The organism is Streptomyces sp. NPDC022910, assembly GCF_055561075.1.
Map to the genome: position 1 here is coordinate 45989 of NZ_JBVHHL010000021.1, position 19673 is coordinate 65661.

The window sequence follows — 19673 nt, forward strand, 5'->3', positions numbered from 1 at the left end:
GCCGTCATCGGGAACAACGCGCCGGGACCCGTGCGGTTACGGCGCCGGGTACGAGCCGGGTGGTCCTCCGTTCGGCGCAGCCTCCCCGCACAGATGTTGCAGCACCTCCGCGGCCGCATTTGACTTTTTCTTTGCGGAGTCCGGCAGAGAGGTGCCCATCATGCTTTCGGCCAAGAGTCTGTTCCAGGAGATCCTCGACAACGACGACTCCTTCCGGCTGTTCTGCTCCATCGCGGCCAGTGGGGAGTCGCAGGGGGGCTGGGAGAACGGGCGGATCGCCGCACTCGTCCCGGCGAGCGAGCGGGGGCTCGCCCCCAAGATCACCCGCCATGGTGCGGACGAGGACAAGCACGGGCGGATCTTCAACGCGCTGATGAAGAAGCGCGGTCTGGAACCCGTTCCGGTGCCCCCGGAGACCGACTACACGATGCTTCTGGAGCGGCACGGCATCGGTCTCGCGCACACGAAGCTCAAGGCCGACCAGCCGCTCACGGTGCAGGACGTCGTCACCTACCTGGCGCACAGCAGGGTCACCGAACAGCGCGCCGCCGAGCAGATGGCGCTGCTGCGCACGTACTTCGCGGACCATCCGGACGTCGGCAGGGCCGTCCGCGTGATCTCCAGTGACGAGGACAACCACCTGGCGTACTCCCACGAGGAACTGCTGCGCTTCGCGGCCGCCGGACACGGCCGGTTCATCCAGCGCACGCTGCGCGAGTGCGCGCTCGCCGAGATACGCATCCACCGGGACGTCAGCCTCGCGGTCATGACCCACATGGGGCGCATCCTCGGCTGGTCGAGGGCCAAGTCGGCAGTCCTCGCGGCCGGTATCCGCGCGGTGTACGCCTACGAGCGGCTGGCGGGCTGGCGGCGGATGGTGACCCTGAGCATGCCGGAGCGGCGCAACGCGCTCGGCGGGCCCGCCACCCCGGCTCCCGGGGCGGCCTGAGCCACCCGCCCCCTGCCGGTGGGCCACGGGCGGCGGAATTCCGTCACATCCAGCCCCGCCGCTTGAACAGCCGGTACAGCAGGACCTCGAGGGCCGCCATCACCAGGATCACCGCCGGGTACGACCAGATCCAGTGCAGCTCCGGCATATGGGCGAAGTTCATCCCGTAGATCCCCGCGATCATGGTCGGGACCGCGGCCATCGCCGCCCACGCCGAGATCTTCCGCATGTCGTCGTTCTGCCGGACGCTCATCTGCGCCAGATGCGCGGAGAGGACGTCGGAGACCAGCCGGTCCAGGGCCTCCACCGACTCGTTCACCCGCATCAAGTGGTCGTAGACGTCACGGAAGAAGGGCCGTGACTTCTCCTGGACGAACGGCACCGTCGCTCCGTAGGCCCCCTGTCCCGCCAGCCGGGACAGCGGCGGCGCCAGGGGGACCGTCGCCCGCCGGAACTCCAGGATCTGCCGCTTGAACGTGTAGATCCGCGAGGCCGTGTGCCGCGATCCGCCGCCCGAGGGCGAGAAGACCTCGGCCTCCAGCTCCTCCAGGTCGGTCTGCAGCTCGGTCGCGACGTCCAGGTAGTGGTCGACGATCGAGTCCGCGATCGAGTACAGCACCCCCGTCGGCCCGTGCCGCAGCATCTGCGGCTGCTCCTCCAGATGACGCCGGACGACCCCGAGCGGCATGTGCTCACCATGGCGCACGGTGACCACGAAGGAGTCACCGAGGAAGATCATCAGCTCGCCGGTGGAGACGGTGTCGCTGTGCGGTTCGTACGACACGGGCTTCAGCACTATGAACAGCGAGTCGTCGTACACCTCCAGCTTGGGCCGCTGGTGCGCCTTCAGCGCGTCCTCGACGGCCAGCGAATGGAGCCCGAACTCCTTGGTGACCAGGTCGAACTCGTTCTCCGTCGGTTCGTGCAGACCGATCCACAAGAAGGCGTCCGATGAGGCTCGCGCCTCGTCCAGGGAGTCGGAGAGATCCTGGGGGCCCTCGGTCCGCTGTCCGGCGCGGTAGATGGCGCAGTCGATGATCACGGAGCGTAGTCTCCCGTCCGCTGGGTGCCGCCGCATGCCGAGCACCGCTCGCTCGCCCGCCTCCCGAGCCCCGCCGCCGGTGCGGTGACCCTGCGGCGCTCCTCCGTCACCCCCGCCGGACGCCGCCCGCACGGCGGGCCCGGCTGGTGAGGCCTCCCTTTAGGCTGGGCGTCATGCCCACGTTGATCCTCGTCCGGCACGGACGCTCCACCGCCAACACCTCGGGACTCCTCGCCGGCTGGACGCCCGGCGTCGCCCTCGACGAGCGCGGCGCCGAACAGGCCGCGGCCCTTCCCGGAAGGCTCGCCGACCTGCCGATCGCCGAGGTCGTCACGAGCCCCCTGCAACGCTGTCAGGAGACCGTCCAGCCGTTGCTCGACGCCCGTCCCGCACTGCGCGCGCACACCGACGAGCGGATCGGCGAGTGCCACTACGGCGACTGGTCCGGCCGCAAGCTCGCCGAGCTGAAGGACGAGCCGCTGATGGAGGTCGTGCAGGCGCATCCCTCGGCGGCCGCGTTCCCCGGCGGCGAGTCGATGCGCGCCATGCAGAGCCGGGCCGCGGAGGCGGTACGGGAGTGGAACGAGCGAGTGGAGCGCGACCACGGGGCCGACGCCGTGTACCTCATGTGCTCGCACGGTGACATCATCAAGTCGCTTGTCGCGGACGCACTCGGACTTCATCTCGACCTCTTCCAGCGGATCTCCGTCGAACCGTGTTCCATCACCGCGATCCGTTACACACGCCTGAGGCCATTTCTCGTTCGTCTCGGGGACACCGGCGATTTCACCTCCCTCGTGCCACGTGAGGAACCCTCCGGTTCGGACGCCACGGTCGGGGGCGGTGCGGGCGCACCGTGATCGTCGGCCGCAGTAGGGTGAAGCGATCGCACCAGCGCAGTAGTTGTCAGCAAAGGAAGCGGGACGGCGCGGTCAGCCTGTCCCGATCCCGATCCAATGGAGACAGGACGTGTCCCGTCAGGTGTATCTCTACGACCCCCCGGACCGCTTCGTGGCCGGCACGGTCGGGCTGCCCGGGCGCCGTACCTTCTTCCTGCAGGCCTCGGCCGGACCCCGGGTGACCAGCGTGGCCCTCGAGAAGACCCAGGTCGCGGCGCTCGCCGAGCGCATGGACGAGCTTCTCGACGAGGTCGTGCGCCGCAGTGGCGGCAGCGCGGCCGTCCCCGCCATGGCCCCCACGGAGATCAGCGACACGGCTCCTCTCGAGACCCCCGTCGAGGAGGAGTTCCGCGTCGGCACCATGGCTCTGGCCTGGGACGGCGAGGAGCAGCGCATGATCGTCGAGGCTCAGGCCCTCGTCGAGTTGGATGCCGATTCCGAGGAGGACCTCGCCGAGGCCGAGGAGCGGCTCTTGCAGGACGAGGAGAACGGTCCGCCGATGCTGCGGGTCCGGCTCACCGGCGCGCAGGCCAGGGCCTTCGCCAAGCGCGCCCTCGACGTCGTCAACGCAGGCCGGCCGCCCTGCCCGCTGTGCAGCCTCCCGCTCGACCCGGAAGGACACGTATGTCCGCGCCAGAACGGATACCGCCGCGGAGCGTGACCACGGCCGAACTGCTCGCCGAGGGCGAGCTGGCCGTGGTCGGACGCATCCGCGACGCGTCCAACGCGGCGCTGTACTGCACGGTCTCCTCCGACGGCCAGGAGGCCGCCTGCATCTACAAGCCCGTCGCCGGCGAGCGGCCCCTGTGGGACTTCCCCGACGGCACACTGGCACAGCGTGAGGTCGCCGCCTACGAGGTGTCCGAGGCGACCGGCTGGGGCCTCGTGCCGCCCACGGTGCTGCGCGACGGCCCGTACGGCCAGGGCATGTGCCAGTTGTGGATCGAGGCGCAGCCCGAGGCCGAGCTGCTCGCCCTGGTGGACGGCGAGGAACCGGAGGACGGCTGGAAGGCCATCGGCCTCGCCGACGTCGGTGAGGGGAAGACGGCCCTGCTCGTGCATGCCGACGACGAGCGGCTGCGGCGTCTGGCCGTGCTCGACGCGGTCATCAACAACGCCGACCGCAAGGGCGGCCATCTGCTGCCCGCCGGCGAGGGCCGCCTGTACGGCATCGACCACGGGGTCACCTTCAACAGCGAGAACAAGCTGCGCACGCTGCTGTGGGGGTGGGCCGGGGAGCCACTGACGGGGGAGGCGGTCGAGGTGCTCAAGGGGCTGAAGGAGCTCCTGCAGGAGGACTCGGCCCTTGCCCTGCGGCTGGCCGAGCTGCTGACCGCGGCCGAGGTGCGGGCCACGCGGGTACGGGTGGAGGCCCTGCTGGAGTCGGGCAGGCACCCGGAGCCCACCGGGGAGTGGCCGGCCATTCCGTGGCCGCCGGTGTGAGACGCGGCCGGTGCCGGCGCACCGGCATGCACACCGGGAGGCAACGCACAACAACGCCTTCCCGGCCATCCGGACCGGTCCGGTTCGTATGCGGAACTTCCGGCCGGTTAGGCTCATGACATGCATGCCTGGCCCGCTTCCGAGGTCCCCGCCCTGCCTGGTCAGGGCCGCGACCTGAGGATCCACGACACCGCGACCGGCGGCCTCGTCACCCTCGAACCCGGTCCCGTCGCCCGTATCTACGTCTGCGGCATCACCCCGTACGACGCGACCCACATGGGTCACGCGGCGACCTACAACGCGTTCGACCTCGTTCAGCGCGTGTGGCTCGACAACAAGCGGCAGGTGCACTACGTCCAGAACGTGACCGACGTCGACGATCCGCTTCTCGAGCGGGCGCGGCGCGACGACATCGACTGGGTCGCCCTCGCCGAGAAGGAGACGGCGCTCTTCCGCGAGGACATGACCGCCCTGCGGATGCTCCCCCCGAAGCACTACATAGGCGCCGTGGAGGCGATACCCGGTATCGTGCCGCTCGTCGAGCGCCTCAGGGACGCCGGAGCGGCGTACGAACTCGAGGGCGACACCTACTTCTCGGTGGAGTCCGACCCGAACTTCGGAAAGGTGTCCAACCTGGACGCCGCCGCCATGCGCCTGCTGTCCGCGGAACGCGGCGGCGACCCGGACCGCCCGGGCAAGAAGAACCCGCTCGACCCGATGCTCTGGATGGCCGCACGTGAGGGCGAGCCCAGCTGGGACGGCGGCTCACTGGGCCGCGGCCGGCCCGGCTGGCACATCGAGTGTGTCGCCATCGCCCTCGACCACCTGGGCATGGGCTTCGACGTGCAGGGCGGCGGCTCCGACCTCGCCTTCCCGCACCACGAGATGGGTGCCTCGCACGCGCAGGTGCTGACCGGCGAGTACCCGATGGCCAAGGCCTACGTCCACGCCGGCATGGTGGCGCTGGACGGCGAGAAGATGTCGAAGTCCAAGGGCAACCTGGTCTTCGTGTCCCGGCTCCGGCGCGACGGCGTCGACCCGGCCGCGATCCGGCTCGCGTTGCTCGCCCACCACTACCGGTCCGACTGGGAGTGGACCGACCAGGTCCTGCGGGACGCCGAGGCGCGGCTCGAGCGCTGGCGCTCCGCCGTCTCCCGGCCCGACGGCCCGCCCGCGGAGGCGCTCGTCGAGGAGATCCGCGAGGCCCTCGCGCACGACCTGGACGCACCGTCCGCGCTCGCAGCGGTCGACCGCTGGGTGGAGCTCCAGCAGCAGAGCGGCGGCACGGACACGGGGGCGCCCGGCGTGGTCTCGCGTGCTGTGGACGCGCTGCTCGGCGTGGCTCTCTGAGCCTGCCTTCCGAACCACAGGAGAGCGGCGCCGGGCGGGGACGCCCGGCGCCGCTCGCCGCCGGTCCGCGCTCGCGCCCGACGGGCGAAGCGGCGTCTTCCGGCGCCGTGTCACCGACCCGACCCTCGTCGTCCCGACCACGGGGCCGCCCACCGCGACCGGCTGTACCTGCCCAACGCGCGGTTCACGACGACCGCGACACCCGACATGACGTACGCCGTGACAGCCGTCGACGCGTGGGAAGCCCGTGGACGGGTGATGCGCATCGAGCGAGCGCGGTGCGCCGGTGCGCACCGCCCTGTCAGTCCTCCGACGAGTCCTCGTCCTCGCCGCCCGGCCGCGGCGGCTTCGGAGGCCGCGTACGACCGCCGGGGTTGTCCCGCCGGAACGGGCCGGTGTCGCCGTCCGCCGTGGCGTGCCCGCCGGGCGGGTTGCCGTCCCGTCGGCGCAGATACCGCTCGAACTCGCGGGCGATCGCCTCGCCCGACGCCTCGGGCAGCTCGGCGGTGTCCCGCGCCTCCTCGAGCGTCTGGACGTACTCGGCGACCTCGCTGTCCTCGGCGGCCAGCTGGTCCACCCCGAGCTGCCAGGCGCGCGCGTCCTCCGGCAGTTCACCGAGCGGAATGCGCAGGTCGAGCAGGTCCTCCAGGCGGTTGAGCAGGGCCAGCGTGGCCTTCGGGTTCGGCGGCTGCGACACATAGTGCGGTACTGCCGCCCACAGGGAGACCGCCGGGACGCCCGCGTGCGTGCACGCCTCCTGCAGAACGCCCACGATGCCCGTGGGCCCCTCGTACTTGGTCTCCTCCAGGTCCATCCGGCGGGCCAGGTCCGCGTCGGACGTGGTTCCGCTGATCGGGACCGGACGCGTGTGCGGGGTGTCTCCGAGCAGGGCTCCGAGGATCACCACCAGCTCCACTCCCAGCTCGTGGGCGAAGCCCAGCAGCTCGTTGCAGAACGAGCGCCAGCGCATCGACGGTTCGATTCCGCGGACCAGTACCAGGTCGCGGGGCTTCTCGCCGCCGACGCGGACCACCGAGAGCCGGGTCGTGGGCCAGGTGATCTTACGGACGCCGGCCTCCATGAACACGGTGGGGCGGTTCACCTGGAAGTCGTAGTAGTCCTCGGCGTCCAGCGCCGCGAACACCTCGCCCTTCCACTCCTTGTCCAGATGCGCGACCGCGGTGGAGGCGGCGTCGCCGGCATCGTTCCAGCCCTCGAACGCGGCCACCATGACCGGGTCGATCAGCTCGGGAACCCCCTCGAGCTCGATCACCCAGTGCCTCCTTCCGACGTGCCCTCGCGTACGTCCCAACCTTACGGCGTTCGGCGGGGGCGCCCGCAGCCCCCTTGCACGGGGGAGTGAACGGATGACTGCCCCGTCCGAGGCCGTCGGACACCCATGATCGCCACCCCGGGCCACCCGCCCCCTCAGGTGGTCCATACCTCCGAGGGGTCAAAGCGTCGAGCGCAGCCACTGCTCGACGGAGGCGATGTGCACGGTTGCCCAGGAACGGGCCGCTTCCGCGTCACGGTCCCGCAGCGCACCGAGGATCGCGCGGTGCTCGTGCAGGGTGCGGCTGACCGCGTCCTCCTGCGTCAGGCCGCGCCAGATCCGGGCCCGGGTGGTGGGTCCGGACAGGCCGTCGAGCAGCGAACAGAGCACCGAGTTGCCGGAGCTCTGCACGATGCCCCGGTGGAACTCCAGGTCGCTGGCGACCAGCTCGTCCACCGAAGGTTCAGGCCCCAGCTTGTCCAACTGGGCCGTGAGTGCGTCCAGTTGCTGCTCGCTGATGCGCGCGGCCGCCATGGCCGTGGCGGCCGGCTCCAGGATGCGGCGCACCGCGAGGAACTCCAGCACGGTGTCGTCGCGGTGGAAGTCGACGACGAAGCTCAGTGCCTCCAGCAGGAGCTGGGGATCGAGGCTCGTCACATACGTGCCGTCGCCCTGCCGCACATCGAGGATCCGGATCAGCGACAGGGCGCGCACGGCCTCGCGCAGGGAGTTGCGGGACAGTCCGAGGTCGGCGGCGAGCTCGCTCTCCTTGGGCAGGCGGTCGCCGGGCCGCAGCGCGCCGGAGACGATCATTCCCTTGATCTTCTCGATCGCCTCATCGGTGACTGCCATGGCGGGCCTCCCTGTTCGCTCAGACATCCGATGTCTCAGGTCATTATGGGGGTTCAGTGGGCTGAACGGGGAGGGGAATCCCTAGGTCACCTCGGGAAACCGTCGCCACACACCGGCTCCACGACACCTCCGGGCCGGCTCAGACCAGCGCCTCCGGCTCCGCCAGCGCGGCCGCCTCGTCGAGCGTGTTGGAGCTGACCGCGCCGTCCGTGCCGAGGCCGACGGTCACCCCCGCGCTCAGCAGCCGCGGCACGGGAGCGATCCCGCAGCCCAGCTTCAGGTTGGACACCGGACAGTGCGCCACCGAGGTGCCCGTACGGGCCAGCGCCGCGATCCCCGGGTCGGTCAGTTCGACGGCGTGCGCGAGCAGCAGGTCGGGGCCGAGCAGGCCCAGCGAGTCGAGCAGCTCCACCGGACGCTTGCCGTAGCGCTCCTCGACGGTGGCGACCTCGGTCGCGTTCTCCCCGGCGTGGATGTGCAGCAGCGCCCCGAACTCCCGCGCCAGCGCGCCGATCTCGGTGAGCCGGCCGGGGCCGAGCGTGTAGACCGAGTGCGCGAACAGCACCCGCCGCACGCCGGGCGCGGAAGGCGTGCGCGCGGTCAGGTCCCGGCGCGCCCACTCCAGGCGCTCCTCGTACGCCCTGCCGTCGGGGGTTCCAGGAAACCCTGGAGCGAGACGTCGTCGGCGCGGCCGCGCAGGAACGTCATCGCCAAGTGCGTATGGGTGTTGAGAAGACCCGGCAGGACGAGACAGCGCGCCGCGTCGATGTCCTCCTCGGCCGTGTACCGCGCCCGCAGCTCCTCGGCCCCGCCCACGGCGACGATGCTGCCCCCGCTGACGGCGACGGCCCCGTCGCGCACGACGGTTCCGGCATCGTCGACCGTCAGGACGTCGCCGCCGTGCATCAGCAGATCGATGCGCTCGCTCATGCCGGGAACTCCTCCGCCAGCAGCCGCAGCGCCTCCAGCGAGACGACCGCGCCGTGCTCCACTCCCCGGGCCACGACCTCGCGGTACGGGTCGTAGCCGCCCGTCGAGAAGGCCGCCTCCTCGTCGACCAGTTCGTCGGCGTTGGCGCCGTCCACGACGAGCACGCCGCCCGCGACCAGCCCGCGCAGGGAGGCCGTCACCAGCAGCGCCGACAGCTCCATCTCGATCGCTGCGAGCCCCGCCCCGTCGTACGCGTTCAGCGGGATCAGTCCCGGCTGGAAAGCTGCCCGGGTCCACACGATCCCCCGGTGGTGCGCAACTCCCGCCTCCCGGGCCGCGCGCTGCAGCGCGAGGACCGCCTCGGGCGCGGACACCGCGGGATACTCGGGCGGCAGCAGCTGCTGGGTCACGCCGTCGTCCCGCACGGCGGCCTCGGCGATCACCAGGTCGCCGTCGCCGATGTCCGGTTTCATCGCACCCGCCGTGCCCAGCCGCAGGAACGTGCGGACCCCCGCGTCCGCCAGCTCCCGGAAGAGCAGGATCGCGCCCGGCGCGCCCACCCCGTGCGAGGCGACCGTCACCGGCAGGCCCTTCCAGCTCCCTGTGAACACCCGGTACTCGCGGTGGTACGAGACCTCCTCGGCCCCGTCGAGCAGCGTGGCCACCGTTGCCGCGCGCGCCGGGTCGCCGACGACGACGGCGTACGGGGGGAGCCCGCTGTGGGGGATGCGGGTGACGGGCGACAGGTCCTGCGTCATGAGGCGACTCCGGTGGGTCGGCGGTCCGCGGGGCGGCGCGCGGCGAACACGCATGCCACACCGGATACCGTACAAACCGCTGCAACGTCTCGATCTGCGCGGCCGTCGACTGCCCGCTGTGGGGAACGATCGAGCTGCGGATGGTCGGCGACCGCCCCCTCGATGGTGCCCAAGGGCGTGTTGTAGCCCGCCTTGCCCCCAGATGTGGCCCTAAGGGAGCCCTAAGGGCTGATTCACCTTCGCCTCGTATCCCGGTATCGGCCACCGCCTGCCCGTGCATGTCCGCGATCAGCGGCCCGCCGGAGCCCTCGGCCGCGCGCTCGGGGGAGTTGAGGGAGGTCGCCGAGCCGCGCCGGATACGCGGCACCCCGTGGTACGGGCGCGGCACGGGCGCATGAGAAAGGGGCGGCTTCGTGCGGGAAGCCGCCCCTTGTTGCAGGGACCTACTCCTTGTCGAGCAGGTCCTGCACCTTGGCGCGCACGTCGTCCGTGGCCAGACCGCGGATCGTCAGGGTGGTGCGGCGGCGCAGCACGTCGTCCACCGTCTCGGCCCACTCGTGGTCCCGGGCGTAGACGACCTGCGCCCAGATCTCCGGGGCGTCCGGGTGGACACGCTCGCCCAGCTCCGGGTTCTCGTTGGCCAGCCGAGCGATGTCGAAGGCCAGCGAGCCGTAGTGGGTCGCCAGGTGCTTGGCGGTGTCGGGCGCCATGCGCGGGCCGGGTGCCGGACCGTCCACGACCAGGCGGTGCGCGATCGCGCGCGGGTTGGCGATGCCCGGCAGCGGCAGCCGCTTCGGCAGCGTGGAGATCGGTTCGAAGTCGTCGCCGAGCGGGCGGCCCGGCAGGGCCTCCAGCTTCTTCATGACCGTACGTCCGATGTGCCGGAACGTGGTCCACTTGCCGCCCGCGACGGACAGCATGCCGCCTGGGCCCTCGGTGACGACGGTCTCGCGCTTGGCCTTGGCGGTGTCACCGGGGCCGCCCGGCAGCACTCGCAGACCGGCGAAGGCGTAGGTGATGAGGTCGCGCCGCAGCTGCTGGTCGCGGACCGAGAAGGCGGCCTCGTCGAGGATCTGTGCGATGTCCTTGTCGTTGACCGCGACCTCGGCCGGGTCTGCCTCGTACTGCTCGTCGGTGGTGCCGAGCAGCAGCATGTCCTCCCAGGGGAGGGCGAAGGTGATGCGGTACTTGTCGATCGGCGTCGCGAGCGCCGCCTTCCAGGGTGAGGTGCGCTTGAGGACCAGGTGCACTCCCTTGGACAGGCGTATGGAGGGCGCCGCGTTCGGGTCCTCCAGCCTGCGCAGATGGTCCACCCACGGGCCGGTCGCGTTCAGCACCAGCCGCGCGTCGACACCGAACTCGTCGCCGGAGAGCCCGTCCTTCAGCTCGGCGCCGGTGACTCGGCCCCTGGTGAGGCGCAGTCCGGTGACCTCGGCGTGGTTGAGGACGACGGCGCCCGCGTCGACGGCCGCGCGGACCGTCATCAGCGCCATGCGCGCGTCGTTCATCTGGTCGTCGCCGTACACCGCCACGGCCTTCAGGTTCTCGGTGCGCAGCTCCGGCACGTCCTGCTGCGCCTTGGCCGGCGAGAGCAGGTGACCGACGCCGTCACCGAACGCCGACAGCGCGGAGTAGGCGAAGACGCCCGCCCCGAGCTTCGCCGCGCCGTGCGGCCCGCCCTTGTACACGGGGAGGTAGAACGTGAGCGGGTTCGCCAGGTGGGGGGCCACCTGACGGGAGACCGCACGGCGCTCGAAGTGGTTCTCCGCCACCAGCTTCACCGCGCCGGTCTGCAGGTAGCGCAGTCCGCCGTGGAGAAGCTTGGAGGAGGCGGAGGAGGTGGCGCCGGCGAAGTCGCCGGCGTCCACCAGCGCCACCCGCAGGCCCGACTGCGCGGCATGCCAGGCCGTGGAGATGCCCAGGATTCCGCCGCCGATCACCAGGAGGTCGAATGTCGCCCTGGACAACTGCTCCCGGGTCTCGGCGCGGCTCGGGCCCGAGCCGTAGGGCGGGTGCGTGCCCAGAGCCGGGACACTCTGCAGGGTGGTCATTGCTTTTTACTCCTCGTGTTCGATCCAGCCCATGGTCCGCTCGACGGCCTTGAGCCAGCTCTTGTACTCACGGTCGCGGGTCTCCGCGTCCATGTGGGGCGTCCACTCGGCGGCCCGGCGCCAGTTGGCGCGCAGGTCGTCGGTGCTGTTCCAGAAGCCGACGGCGAGACCGGCGGCGTAGGCCGCGCCGAGGCAGGTGGTCTCGGCGACCATCGGGCGCACCACCGGCGCGTCCAGGACGTCCGAGAGCGTCTGCATCAGCAGGTTGTTGGAGGTCATGCCACCGTCGACCTTGAGCGTCGACAGCTCGACACCCGAGTCCTTGGTCATGGCGTCCGCGATCTCACGGGTCTGCCAGGCGGTCGCCTCCAGGACGGCGCGCGCGAGGTGCGCCTTGGTGACGTACCGGGTCAGACCGGCGATCACACCGCGGGCGTCCGAGCGCCAGTACGGGGCGAACAGTCCGGAGAAGGCCGGCACGAAGTAGGCGCCGCCGTTGTCCTCGACCGAGAGCGCGAGCGTCTCGATCTCGGCGGCGGTCTTGATCAGGCCCATCTGGTCGCGCATCCACTGCACCAGGGAACCGGTGACCGCGATGGAGCCCTCCAGGGCGTAGACCGGCTTCTGGTCGCCGATCTGGTAGCCGACCGTGGTCAGCAGGCCCGAGTAGGAGTTGATGATCTTGTCACCGGTGTTCATCACCATGAAGGTGCCGGTGCCGTACGTGGACTTGGTCTCGCCCTCGGAGAAACAGGTCTGGCCGAACAGGGCCGCCTGCTGGTCGCCGAGCGCGGAGGCGACCGGGATGCCGCCGAGCAGCTCCCCGAGGCGCCCGCCGGTGATCTCGCCGTACACCTCGGCTGACGAGCGGATCTCGGGCAGCATCGTGAGCGGGACGCCGATGGACTCGGCGATCTTCTCGTCCCACTGCATGGTGTGCAGGTTCATCAGCAGGGTGCGGGAGGCGTTGGTCACGTCGGTGACGTGGTGGCCGCCGTTGACACCACCGGTGAGGTTCCAGATGACCCAGGTGTCCATGGTGCCGAAGAGGATGTCGCCCGCCTCGGCGCGCTCGCGCAGGCCCTCGACGTTGTCGAGCAGCCAGCGGGCCTTCGGACCGGCGAAGTAGGAGGCCAGCGGCAGACCGGTCTCGCGGCGGAAGCGGTCCTGGCCGACGTTGCGGCCGAGCTCCTTGCAGAGCGCGTCGGTACGGGTGTCCTGCCAGACGATGGCGTTGTGGACGGGCTCACCGGTGTTCTTGTCCCACAGCACGGTGGTCTCGCGCTGGTTGGTGATACCGATGGCCTTGATGTCGTCCCGGGTGATGCCGGCCTTCTCGATGGCTCCGGCGACGACGTCCTGGACGTTGGTCCAGATCTCGGTGGCGTTGTGCTCGACCCAGCCCGGCTTCGGGAAGATCTGCTCGTGCTCCTTCTGGTCGACGGAGACGATACGGCCGTCCCTGTCGAAGACGATGCAGCGCGAGGACGTCGTGCCCTGGTCGATGGCGGCGATGAACGGCCCATGGCCGTGGGATGCGATGCCGGCGGTGTGTGCGTCGGTCACGGTGTGCTCCTGGAATTCCGTGGATAAGTGGGGCGGTCTTTACGGCGCGGTGCTGAGAGGCGATGCCCGGAGAAGCTCAGTTCTCTCAAGCAAAGGCGACGTTGTATATGCCTGCGGCGATCGCGCCGCCGATCAGCGGACCGGCGACGGGGATCCAGGCGTAGCCCCAGTCGGAGCCGCCCTTGTTGGGCAGGGGAAGCAGAGCGTGCACGATGCGCGGACCGAGGTCGCGGGCCGGGTTGATCGCGTAGCCGGTCGGGCCACCGAGCGACAGGCCGATGGAGACGACCACCAGCGCGGTGATCAGGGCACCCAGGGTGCCGAGACCGTTGCCCTTGTCGTTGAGGCCCTGCGTCAGCACGGCGAGGACCAGGACGATCGTGCCGATGATCTCGGTGGCGAGGTTCATCGCCGCGTTCCGGATCTCGGGACCGGTGGAGAAGATGCCGAGCACCGGACCGGCCTGGGTCTCCTGGGCCTCGACGGCCTTGGTGTCCTGCGCCCCCGGGCCCCCGACGATCTCCCTGTCGGTGAGGTGGGCGTGGAACTGGCCGTAGTAGGCGACCCAGACCAGGGCCGCACCGATCATGGCGCCGAGCAGCTGGCCGGCCCAGTAGACCGGGACGTTGCTCCAGTCGCCGTCCTTGATGGCGAGCGCGAGAGTCACCGCAGGGTTGAGGTGGGCACCGGAGAGAGGTGCCGAGGTGTAGACCGCCGTCAGAACGGCGAAACCCCACCCGAAAGCGATGGCGAGCCAGCCGGCGTTACGGGCCTTGGAGGCCTTCAGCGTCACTGCGGCGCAGACGCCGCCGCCGAGCAGGATGAGTATGGCGGTACCGATGGTCTCGCCGATGAAGATGTCGGAGCTGGACACCCGCGACTCCTTTGTCCTTCGTCCAGGGGAAGGCGAACCCCGGGTCCCTCCGGTGGTCCGCGCCCTCAGGGGTGAGAGCGATGTCGGCCCTTGGCGTTGTCACACTCTAACGCGTATTGCCGGTAGGTGTTCGACAATGCCGACCGATGGACGGGAGTCTCGCTTCCCGTTCGCCAAGACGTCAAGAGTCCGGTAATCGAAAGCGCGATCGTTATTGATCGTCGGGAGTTATCGATCTTCGGGCGGGCGCGCATCGCGGGCGCGCAGGCCTGTCCCTTGGTCCGGGACGGCCCGGAAGCGGTTCTTTCCGCCGGATCGTGACCGGGTTGCCGCACCGGTCCCCGGGCACGCCGAAGGGCCGGTGCGGCAGCGCCGGACCGGCCTTGGTGTGCGAGGTCAGAACCTGCCGGCGCCAAGGTCCCGCGAGACCGCGCGGGCACAGTCGCGGACCGCTGCGATCAGATCGGGGCGCAGCTCCCCGTCCCGGCAGACGCGCTCCACGGCGCCGGTGATGCCCACCGCGCCCACCGGCATCCGCCGCCGGTCGTGGATGGGTGCCGCGACCGAGGCGACACCGGTCCACGTCTCCTCGACATCGGCCGCGTACCCGCGTGCCCGGGTGAGGTCGAGGAGGTGCTCGAAGTCCTCCGCCTCACAGACGGTCCGATCGGTGAACGCCTTCCGGTCCGCCTCCAGCACCTCGCTGTGCGCGACCGGGTCGTACGCCGACAGCACCTTGCCGAGGGCTGTGGAGTGCAGTGGCTGCATGGCCCCGATCTCCAGGACCTGCCTGCTGTCGTCGGGCCGGAACACGTGGTGCACGATGAGCACGCCCTGCTGGTGCAGCACGCCCAGATACACGCTCTCCCCGCTGGAGCGGGCCAGGTCGTCCGTCCACACCAGGGCGCGCGCCCGCAGCTCGTGCACATCGAGGTAGGTGGTGCCCAGGCGCAGCAGCTCGGCCCCCAGCTGGTAGCGGCCCGAGGCCACGTCCTGCTCGACGAACCCCTCCTGCTGGAGCGTGCGGAGTATGCCGTGGGCCGTGCCCTTGGCCAGGCCCAGCGACGAGGCGATGTCCGACAGGCCGAGCCGTCGCTCGCCGCCCGCGAGCAGCCGCAGCATCGCGGCCGCCCGTTCGAGCGACTGGATGTTCCGTGCCATCGCCGTCCTGCCCTCCGTCCGCTTCAACCGCCGGCCGTCATGCGTATACCGCCGTTCGGCAATGCCGAACACTACCGGTCGTTGCCGACCTCTCGCTAATGGGTGGTCGCCATCCGTTCGGGCGGAATCCCCACCCGGGTCACGTCCGGCCACGTCCGTCCGCCGGGTGGACGCCCCTGACCGTACGGCGTGCTCCGGGCTACCCTGACGGCGTGCGCCTTCCAGGGGAAGCGCAAAGCCGACAGCCGTCGCACTCCAGGGAGCATCTTCCATGGCCTCGTTGCCCAACCCGTCCCTTTCGTCCGTCACCGCCGACAGCCGGAGCCGAACCGAATCCCTCCGGGAAGCCCTCGCCACCCGTGTCGTGGTGGCCGACGGAGCGATGGGCACGATGCTCCAGGCCCAGGATCCGACGCTGGAGGACTTCCAGGGGCTCGAGGGCTGCAACGAGGTTCTGAACGCCACCCGCCCGGACATCGTCCGCACGGTCCACGCCGCCTACTTCGACGCGGGCGTCGACTGCGTCGAGACCAACACCTTCGGCGCCAACCTGACCGCCCTCGGCGAGTACGACATCGCCGAGCGCATCACCGAGCTGTCCGAGGCCGGTGCCCGTATCGCCCGCGAGACGGCGGACGACTTCACCGCGCGCGACGGACGTCCGCGCTGGGTCCTGGGCTCGATGGGCCCCGGCACCAAGCTGCCCACACTCGGCCACACCACCTTCACCGGCATCCGCGACGCCTACCAGCGCAACGCCGAGGGCCTGCTCGCCGGCGGCGCCGACGCCCTGTTGGTGGAGACCACCCAGGACCTGCTGCAGACGAAGGCCTCCGTCATCGCAGCACGCCGGGCGATGGAGACGGCCGGGTACGAGGTCCCGCTGATCGTGTCGGTGACCGTCGAGACCACGGGCACGATGCTGCTCGGCTCGGAGATCGGCGCGGCGCTGACCGCGCTGGAGCCGCTCGGCATCGACATGATCGGCCTGAACTGCGCCACCGGCCCCGCCGAGATGAGCGAGCACCTGCGCTACCTCGCGCGCCACTCCCGTATCCCGCTGTCCTGCATGCCCAACGCCGGCCTGCCCGAGCTCACCAAGGACGGGGCGCACTATCCGCTGACCGCCCCGGCTCTGGCCGACGCGCAGGAGACGTTCGTCACCGAGTACGGCCTCTCCCTGATCGGCGGCTGCTGCGGCACCACCCCCGAGCACCTGCGTCAGGTCGTCGAACGGGTCCGCGACCTCTCCCCGGTCGAGCGCGATCCGCAGCCCGAGCCCGGCGCCGCCTCCCTGTACCAGACCGTGCCGTTCCGTCAGGACACCGCGTATCTGGCCATCGGCGAGCGCACCAACGCCAACGGCTCGAAGAAGTTCCGCAAGGCCATGCTGGACGCCCGCTGGGACGACTGCGTGGAGATGGCCCGCGAGCAGATCCGCGAGGGCGCCCACATGCTCGACCTCTGCGTCGACTACGTGGGGCGGGACGGCGTCGCCGACATGGAGGAGCTGGCCGGCCGCTTCGCCACCGCCTCCACGCTGCCGATCGTCCTCGACTCCACCGAAGTCGACGTCCTCAAGGCCGGACTGGAGAAGCTCGGCGGCCGGGCCGTCATCAACTCGGTCAACTACGAGGACGGCGACGGGGCGGAGTCACGGTTCGCCAAGGTCACCCGGCTCGCCAAGGAGCACGGCGCCGCGCTGATCGCGCTCACCATCGACGAGGAGGGCCAGGCCCGCACCCCGGAGAAGAAGGTCGAGATCGCCGAGCGGCTGATCGCCGACCTGACGGGCAACTGGGGCATCCATGAGGACGACATCCTCATCGACACCCTGACCTTCACCATCTGCACCGGCCAGGAGGAGTCCCGCAAGGACGGGATCGCCACCATCGAGGCGATCCGCGAGCTCAAGAAGCGCCACCCGAACGTGCAGACCACGCTCGGCCTGTCCAACATCTCCTTCGGCCTCAACCCGGCCGCCCGCATCCTGCTCAACTCCGTCTTCCTCGACGAGTGCGTGAAGGCCGGGCTCGACTCCGCGATCGTGCACGCCTCGAAGATCCTGCCGATCGCACGTTTCGACGAGGAGCAGGTCTCCACCGCCCTCGACCTGATCTACGACCGCCGCGCCGAGGACTACGACCCGCTGCAGAAGCTCATGCAGCTGTTCGAGGGCGCCACGGCCAAGTCGCTGAAGGCCGGGAAGGCCGAGGAACTGGCCGCGCTGCCGCTGGAGGAGCGCCTCAAGCGGCGGATCATCGACGGCGAGAAGAACGGTCTGGAGGCGGACCTCGACGAGGCACTCGGGACCCGCACGGCACTCGACATCGTCAACGAGACACTGCTGGACGGCATGAAGGTCGTCGGCGAGCTGTTCGGCTCCGGCCAGATGCAGCTGCCGTTCGTGCTCCAGTCCGCCGAGGTCATGAAGGGCGCCGTCGCCTACCTCGAACCGCACATGGAGAAGACCGACGAGGCCGGCAAGGGCACCATCGTGCTGGCCACCGTGCGCGGCGACGTCCACGACATCGGCAAGAACCTCGTCGACATCATCCTGTCCAACAACGGCTACAACGTCGTCAACCTCGGCATCAAGCAGCCGGTCTCCGCGATTCTGGAGGCCGCCGAGGAACACAGGGCCGACGTCATCGGCATGTCCGGGCTCCTGGTCAAGTCCACGGTGATCATGAAGGAGAACCTGGAGGAGCTCAACCAGCGTGGCCTGGCCGCCACCTACCCGGTCATCCTCGGCGGCGCGGCGCTGACCCGGGCGTACGTCGAGCAGGACCTGCACGAGCTGTACGAGGGCGAGGTCCGCTACGCCCGCGACGCGTTCGAGGGCCTGCGCCTGATGGACGCGCTGATCGGGGTCAAACGGGGTGTGCCCGGGGCGAAGTTGCCCGAACTCAGGCAGCGCCGGGTGCGGGCCGCCACGGTCGAGATCGAGGAGCGGCCCGAGGAAGGCCACGTTCGCTCGGACGTCGCCACCGACAACCCCGTGCCCACGCCGCCCTTCTGGGACACGCGGGTCGTCAAGGGCATCCCGCTCAAGGAGTACGCCTCCTGGCTGGACGAGGGCGCGCTGTTCAAGGGCCAGTGGGGCCTCAAGCAGGCACGCACGGGCGAGGGACCGACGTACGAGGAACTGGTCGAGACCGAGGGCCGGCCCCGGCTGCGCGGTCTGCTCGACCGGCTCCAGACCGACAACCTGCTCGAAGCGGCCGTCGTCCACGGCTACTTCCCGTGCGTGTCCAAGGACGATGACCTGATCATCCTCGACGAACAGGGCAACGAGCGCACACGCTTCACCTTCCCGCGTCAGCGCCGCGGTCGCCGACTGTGCCTGGCCGACTTCTTCCGCCCGGAGGAGTCAGGCGAACAGGACGTCGTCGGACTTCAGGTCGTCACCGTCGGCTCCCGGATCGGTGAGGAGACGGCACGGCTCTTCGAGTCGAACTCCTACCGCGACTACCTCGAACTGCACGGCCTGTCCGTGCAGTTGGCCGAGGCCCTGGCCGAGTACTGGCACGCGCGCGTGCGTTCCGAGCTGGGCTTCGCCGGAGAGGACCCGGCCGACATGGAGGACATGTTCGCTCTCAAGTACCGTGGTGCCCGGTTCTCGCTCGGCTACGGCGCCTGCCCCGACCTGGAGGACCGCGCCAAGATCGCCCAGTTGCTCGAGCCGGAGCGGATCGGCGTGCACCTCTCCGAGGAGTTCCAGCTCCACCCGGAGCAGTCCACGGACGCGATCGTGATCCACCACCCGGAAGCCAAGTACTTCAACGCGCGGTAGGGCACCCCGGGGGTCGACACATCGCAGGCGCGCCCTCGTACGCCATGGGTGGGGCGCGCGGGCCGCACCGCATGTGTCGGCGCGTCATGGCGGTCCCACGACCCGGGCGCGCCATGCACGCGCGACGGGGGTGCGTCTTCGTGTACTCCTGACCGGCGTACGCCCTTGTGTACTTGTGAACAAAGGTACGCACTCGGTGCATGTGTGCCTTGGGTGCGCGTTCGTGTACTCCAGGTCGGCGTACACCCTTGTGCGCTTGTGAATGGTACGCAGTCGTGCACCTGTCCCAGAGGTGCGTCTTCGTGTACTCCTGACCGGCATACGCCCTTGTGTACTTGTGAACGGAGTGCGCACTCGTGCACCTGTGTCTGGGGGCGCCCTCGTCCGCCGTGACCGGGGTGCGGCCGGAACTCCCGTGTGCCGAGGGGCCGCAGCTTCGTGCGTCCATGTGCGGGGCGTGGACACGTGTGCGCGCGTCCGGAGTGCGCCCCAAGTCCCACACGCGCGGGCTGCAGCCTTATGCCTCCCGGGTGTCCGCTCGTGCCCCCCGGGCGGCTGCCGCCCCGCGCGTCCACGGCGTCCCCGGCCTTCCCCCGTGTGTGCGACCGCACAGCGCGGCGCTCCCGCGTCGAAGGGCACTTCGCCCACGAGCGCCGTACACTGGTCGGTCCACCGCAGGCCGGTTCCCTCCGTGGGAACCGGCCTGGTCGTCCCTTCAAGGAGGTATGC

At 70.3% G+C, this 19673-nt stretch carries 15 protein-coding genes and 1 pseudogene; 7 read left to right on the plus strand and 9 right to left on the minus strand.

Going from position 1 to position 19673, the window contains the following annotated elements:
* Positions 1-160: 160 nt before the first annotated feature.
* Complete coding sequence (locus ACZ3TS_RS21070; protein WP_467619971.1) at positions 161-949, plus strand: ferritin-like domain-containing protein; 789 nt, start codon at positions 161-163, stop codon at positions 947-949.
* Positions 950-992: 43 nt separating this feature from the next.
* Here ACZ3TS_RS21070 and corA read toward each other — a convergent pair whose 3' ends face one another.
* Entirely contained in the window at positions 993-1991 is a 999-nt protein-coding gene (gene corA, locus ACZ3TS_RS21075; RefSeq protein ID WP_467619973.1) for a magnesium/cobalt transporter CorA, read from the minus strand.
* Positions 1992-2015: 24 nt separating this feature from the next.
* On the opposite strand from corA, the gene ACZ3TS_RS21080 reads away from it, so the two are divergent.
* From ACZ3TS_RS21080 to mshC, 5 genes are all read left to right on the plus strand, one after another.
* Positions 2016-2141, plus strand: coding sequence for a hypothetical protein (locus ACZ3TS_RS21080; protein ID WP_467619975.1), 126 nt, complete (start codon positions 2016-2018; stop codon positions 2139-2141).
* A 23-nt stretch (positions 2142-2164) separates the two neighbouring features.
* The gene (locus ACZ3TS_RS21085) at positions 2165-2851 is read left to right on the plus strand and encodes a histidine phosphatase family protein (RefSeq protein WP_467619976.1); all 687 of its coding nucleotides are present in this window, start codon (positions 2165-2167) and stop codon (positions 2849-2851) included.
* Between the two features lie 109 nt (positions 2852-2960).
* A complete protein-coding gene (locus ACZ3TS_RS21090; protein ID WP_467619978.1) occupies positions 2961-3551 on the plus strand; it encodes a DUF3090 domain-containing protein in 591 nt (196 codons plus the stop codon).
* A complete protein-coding gene (locus ACZ3TS_RS21095) occupies positions 3515-4333 on the plus strand; it encodes an SCO1664 family protein (RefSeq protein ID WP_467619980.1) in 819 nt (272 codons plus the stop codon). Before ACZ3TS_RS21090 ends, ACZ3TS_RS21095 begins: the two co-directional genes overlap by 37 nt.
* Positions 4334-4453: 120 nt before the next feature.
* Positions 4454-5683, plus strand: a complete 1230-nt coding sequence (gene mshC, locus ACZ3TS_RS21100; RefSeq protein ID WP_467619982.1) for a cysteine--1-D-myo-inosityl 2-amino-2-deoxy-alpha-D-glucopyranoside ligase — start codon at positions 4454-4456, stop codon at positions 5681-5683.
* A 301-nt stretch (positions 5684-5984) separates the two neighbouring features.
* Here mshC and ACZ3TS_RS21105 read toward each other — a convergent pair whose 3' ends face one another.
* The 8 genes and pseudogenes from ACZ3TS_RS21105 to ACZ3TS_RS21140 all read right to left on the minus strand — a co-directional run bounded on the left by ACZ3TS_RS21105 (position 5985) and on the right by ACZ3TS_RS21140 (position 15148).
* Positions 5985-6956: a PAC2 family protein gene (locus ACZ3TS_RS21105; RefSeq protein ID WP_467619984.1), complete on the minus strand. Its 972-nt coding sequence runs from the start codon at positions 6954-6956 to the stop codon at positions 5985-5987.
* 180 nt (positions 6957-7136) lie between these two features.
* The gene (locus ACZ3TS_RS21110) at positions 7137-7808 is read right to left on the minus strand and encodes a FadR/GntR family transcriptional regulator (RefSeq protein ID WP_467619986.1); all 672 of its coding nucleotides are present in this window, start codon (positions 7806-7808) and stop codon (positions 7137-7139) included.
* Positions 7809-7965: 157 nt separating this feature from the next.
* Positions 7966-8738 (minus strand): annotated as a pseudogene (locus tag ACZ3TS_RS21115) (amidohydrolase family protein); the annotation flags it as partial.
* The gene (locus ACZ3TS_RS21120) at positions 8735-9496 is read right to left on the minus strand and encodes a nucleoside phosphorylase (RefSeq protein WP_467619988.1); all 762 of its coding nucleotides are present in this window, start codon (positions 9494-9496) and stop codon (positions 8735-8737) included. The gene ACZ3TS_RS21120 and the pseudogene ACZ3TS_RS21115, both read right to left, overlap by 4 nt.
* Positions 9497-9939: 443 nt before the next feature.
* Positions 9940-11547, minus strand: a complete 1608-nt coding sequence (locus ACZ3TS_RS21125) for a glycerol-3-phosphate dehydrogenase/oxidase (protein WP_467619991.1) — start codon at positions 11545-11547, stop codon at positions 9940-9942.
* A 6-nt stretch (positions 11548-11553) separates the two neighbouring features.
* The gene (gene glpK / locus ACZ3TS_RS21130) at positions 11554-13113 is read right to left on the minus strand and encodes a glycerol kinase GlpK (protein WP_467619993.1); all 1560 of its coding nucleotides are present in this window, start codon (positions 13111-13113) and stop codon (positions 11554-11556) included.
* Positions 13114-13198: 85 nt separating this feature from the next.
* Positions 13199-13987 carry an MIP/aquaporin family protein gene (locus tag ACZ3TS_RS21135; RefSeq protein ID WP_467619996.1) on the minus strand — a complete coding sequence of 263 codons (789 nt, stop codon included), beginning with the start codon at positions 13985-13987 and terminating at the stop codon, positions 13199-13201.
* Between the two features lie 396 nt (positions 13988-14383).
* Positions 14384-15148, minus strand: coding sequence for an IclR family transcriptional regulator (locus ACZ3TS_RS21140; protein WP_467619998.1), 765 nt, complete (start codon positions 15146-15148; stop codon positions 14384-14386).
* Positions 15149-15419: 271 nt separating this feature from the next.
* On the opposite strand from ACZ3TS_RS21140, the gene metH reads away from it, so the two are divergent.
* Positions 15420-18944, plus strand: coding sequence for a methionine synthase (gene metH / locus ACZ3TS_RS21145; RefSeq protein ID WP_467619999.1), 3525 nt, complete (start codon positions 15420-15422; stop codon positions 18942-18944).
* Positions 18945-19673 lie beyond the last annotated feature (729 nt).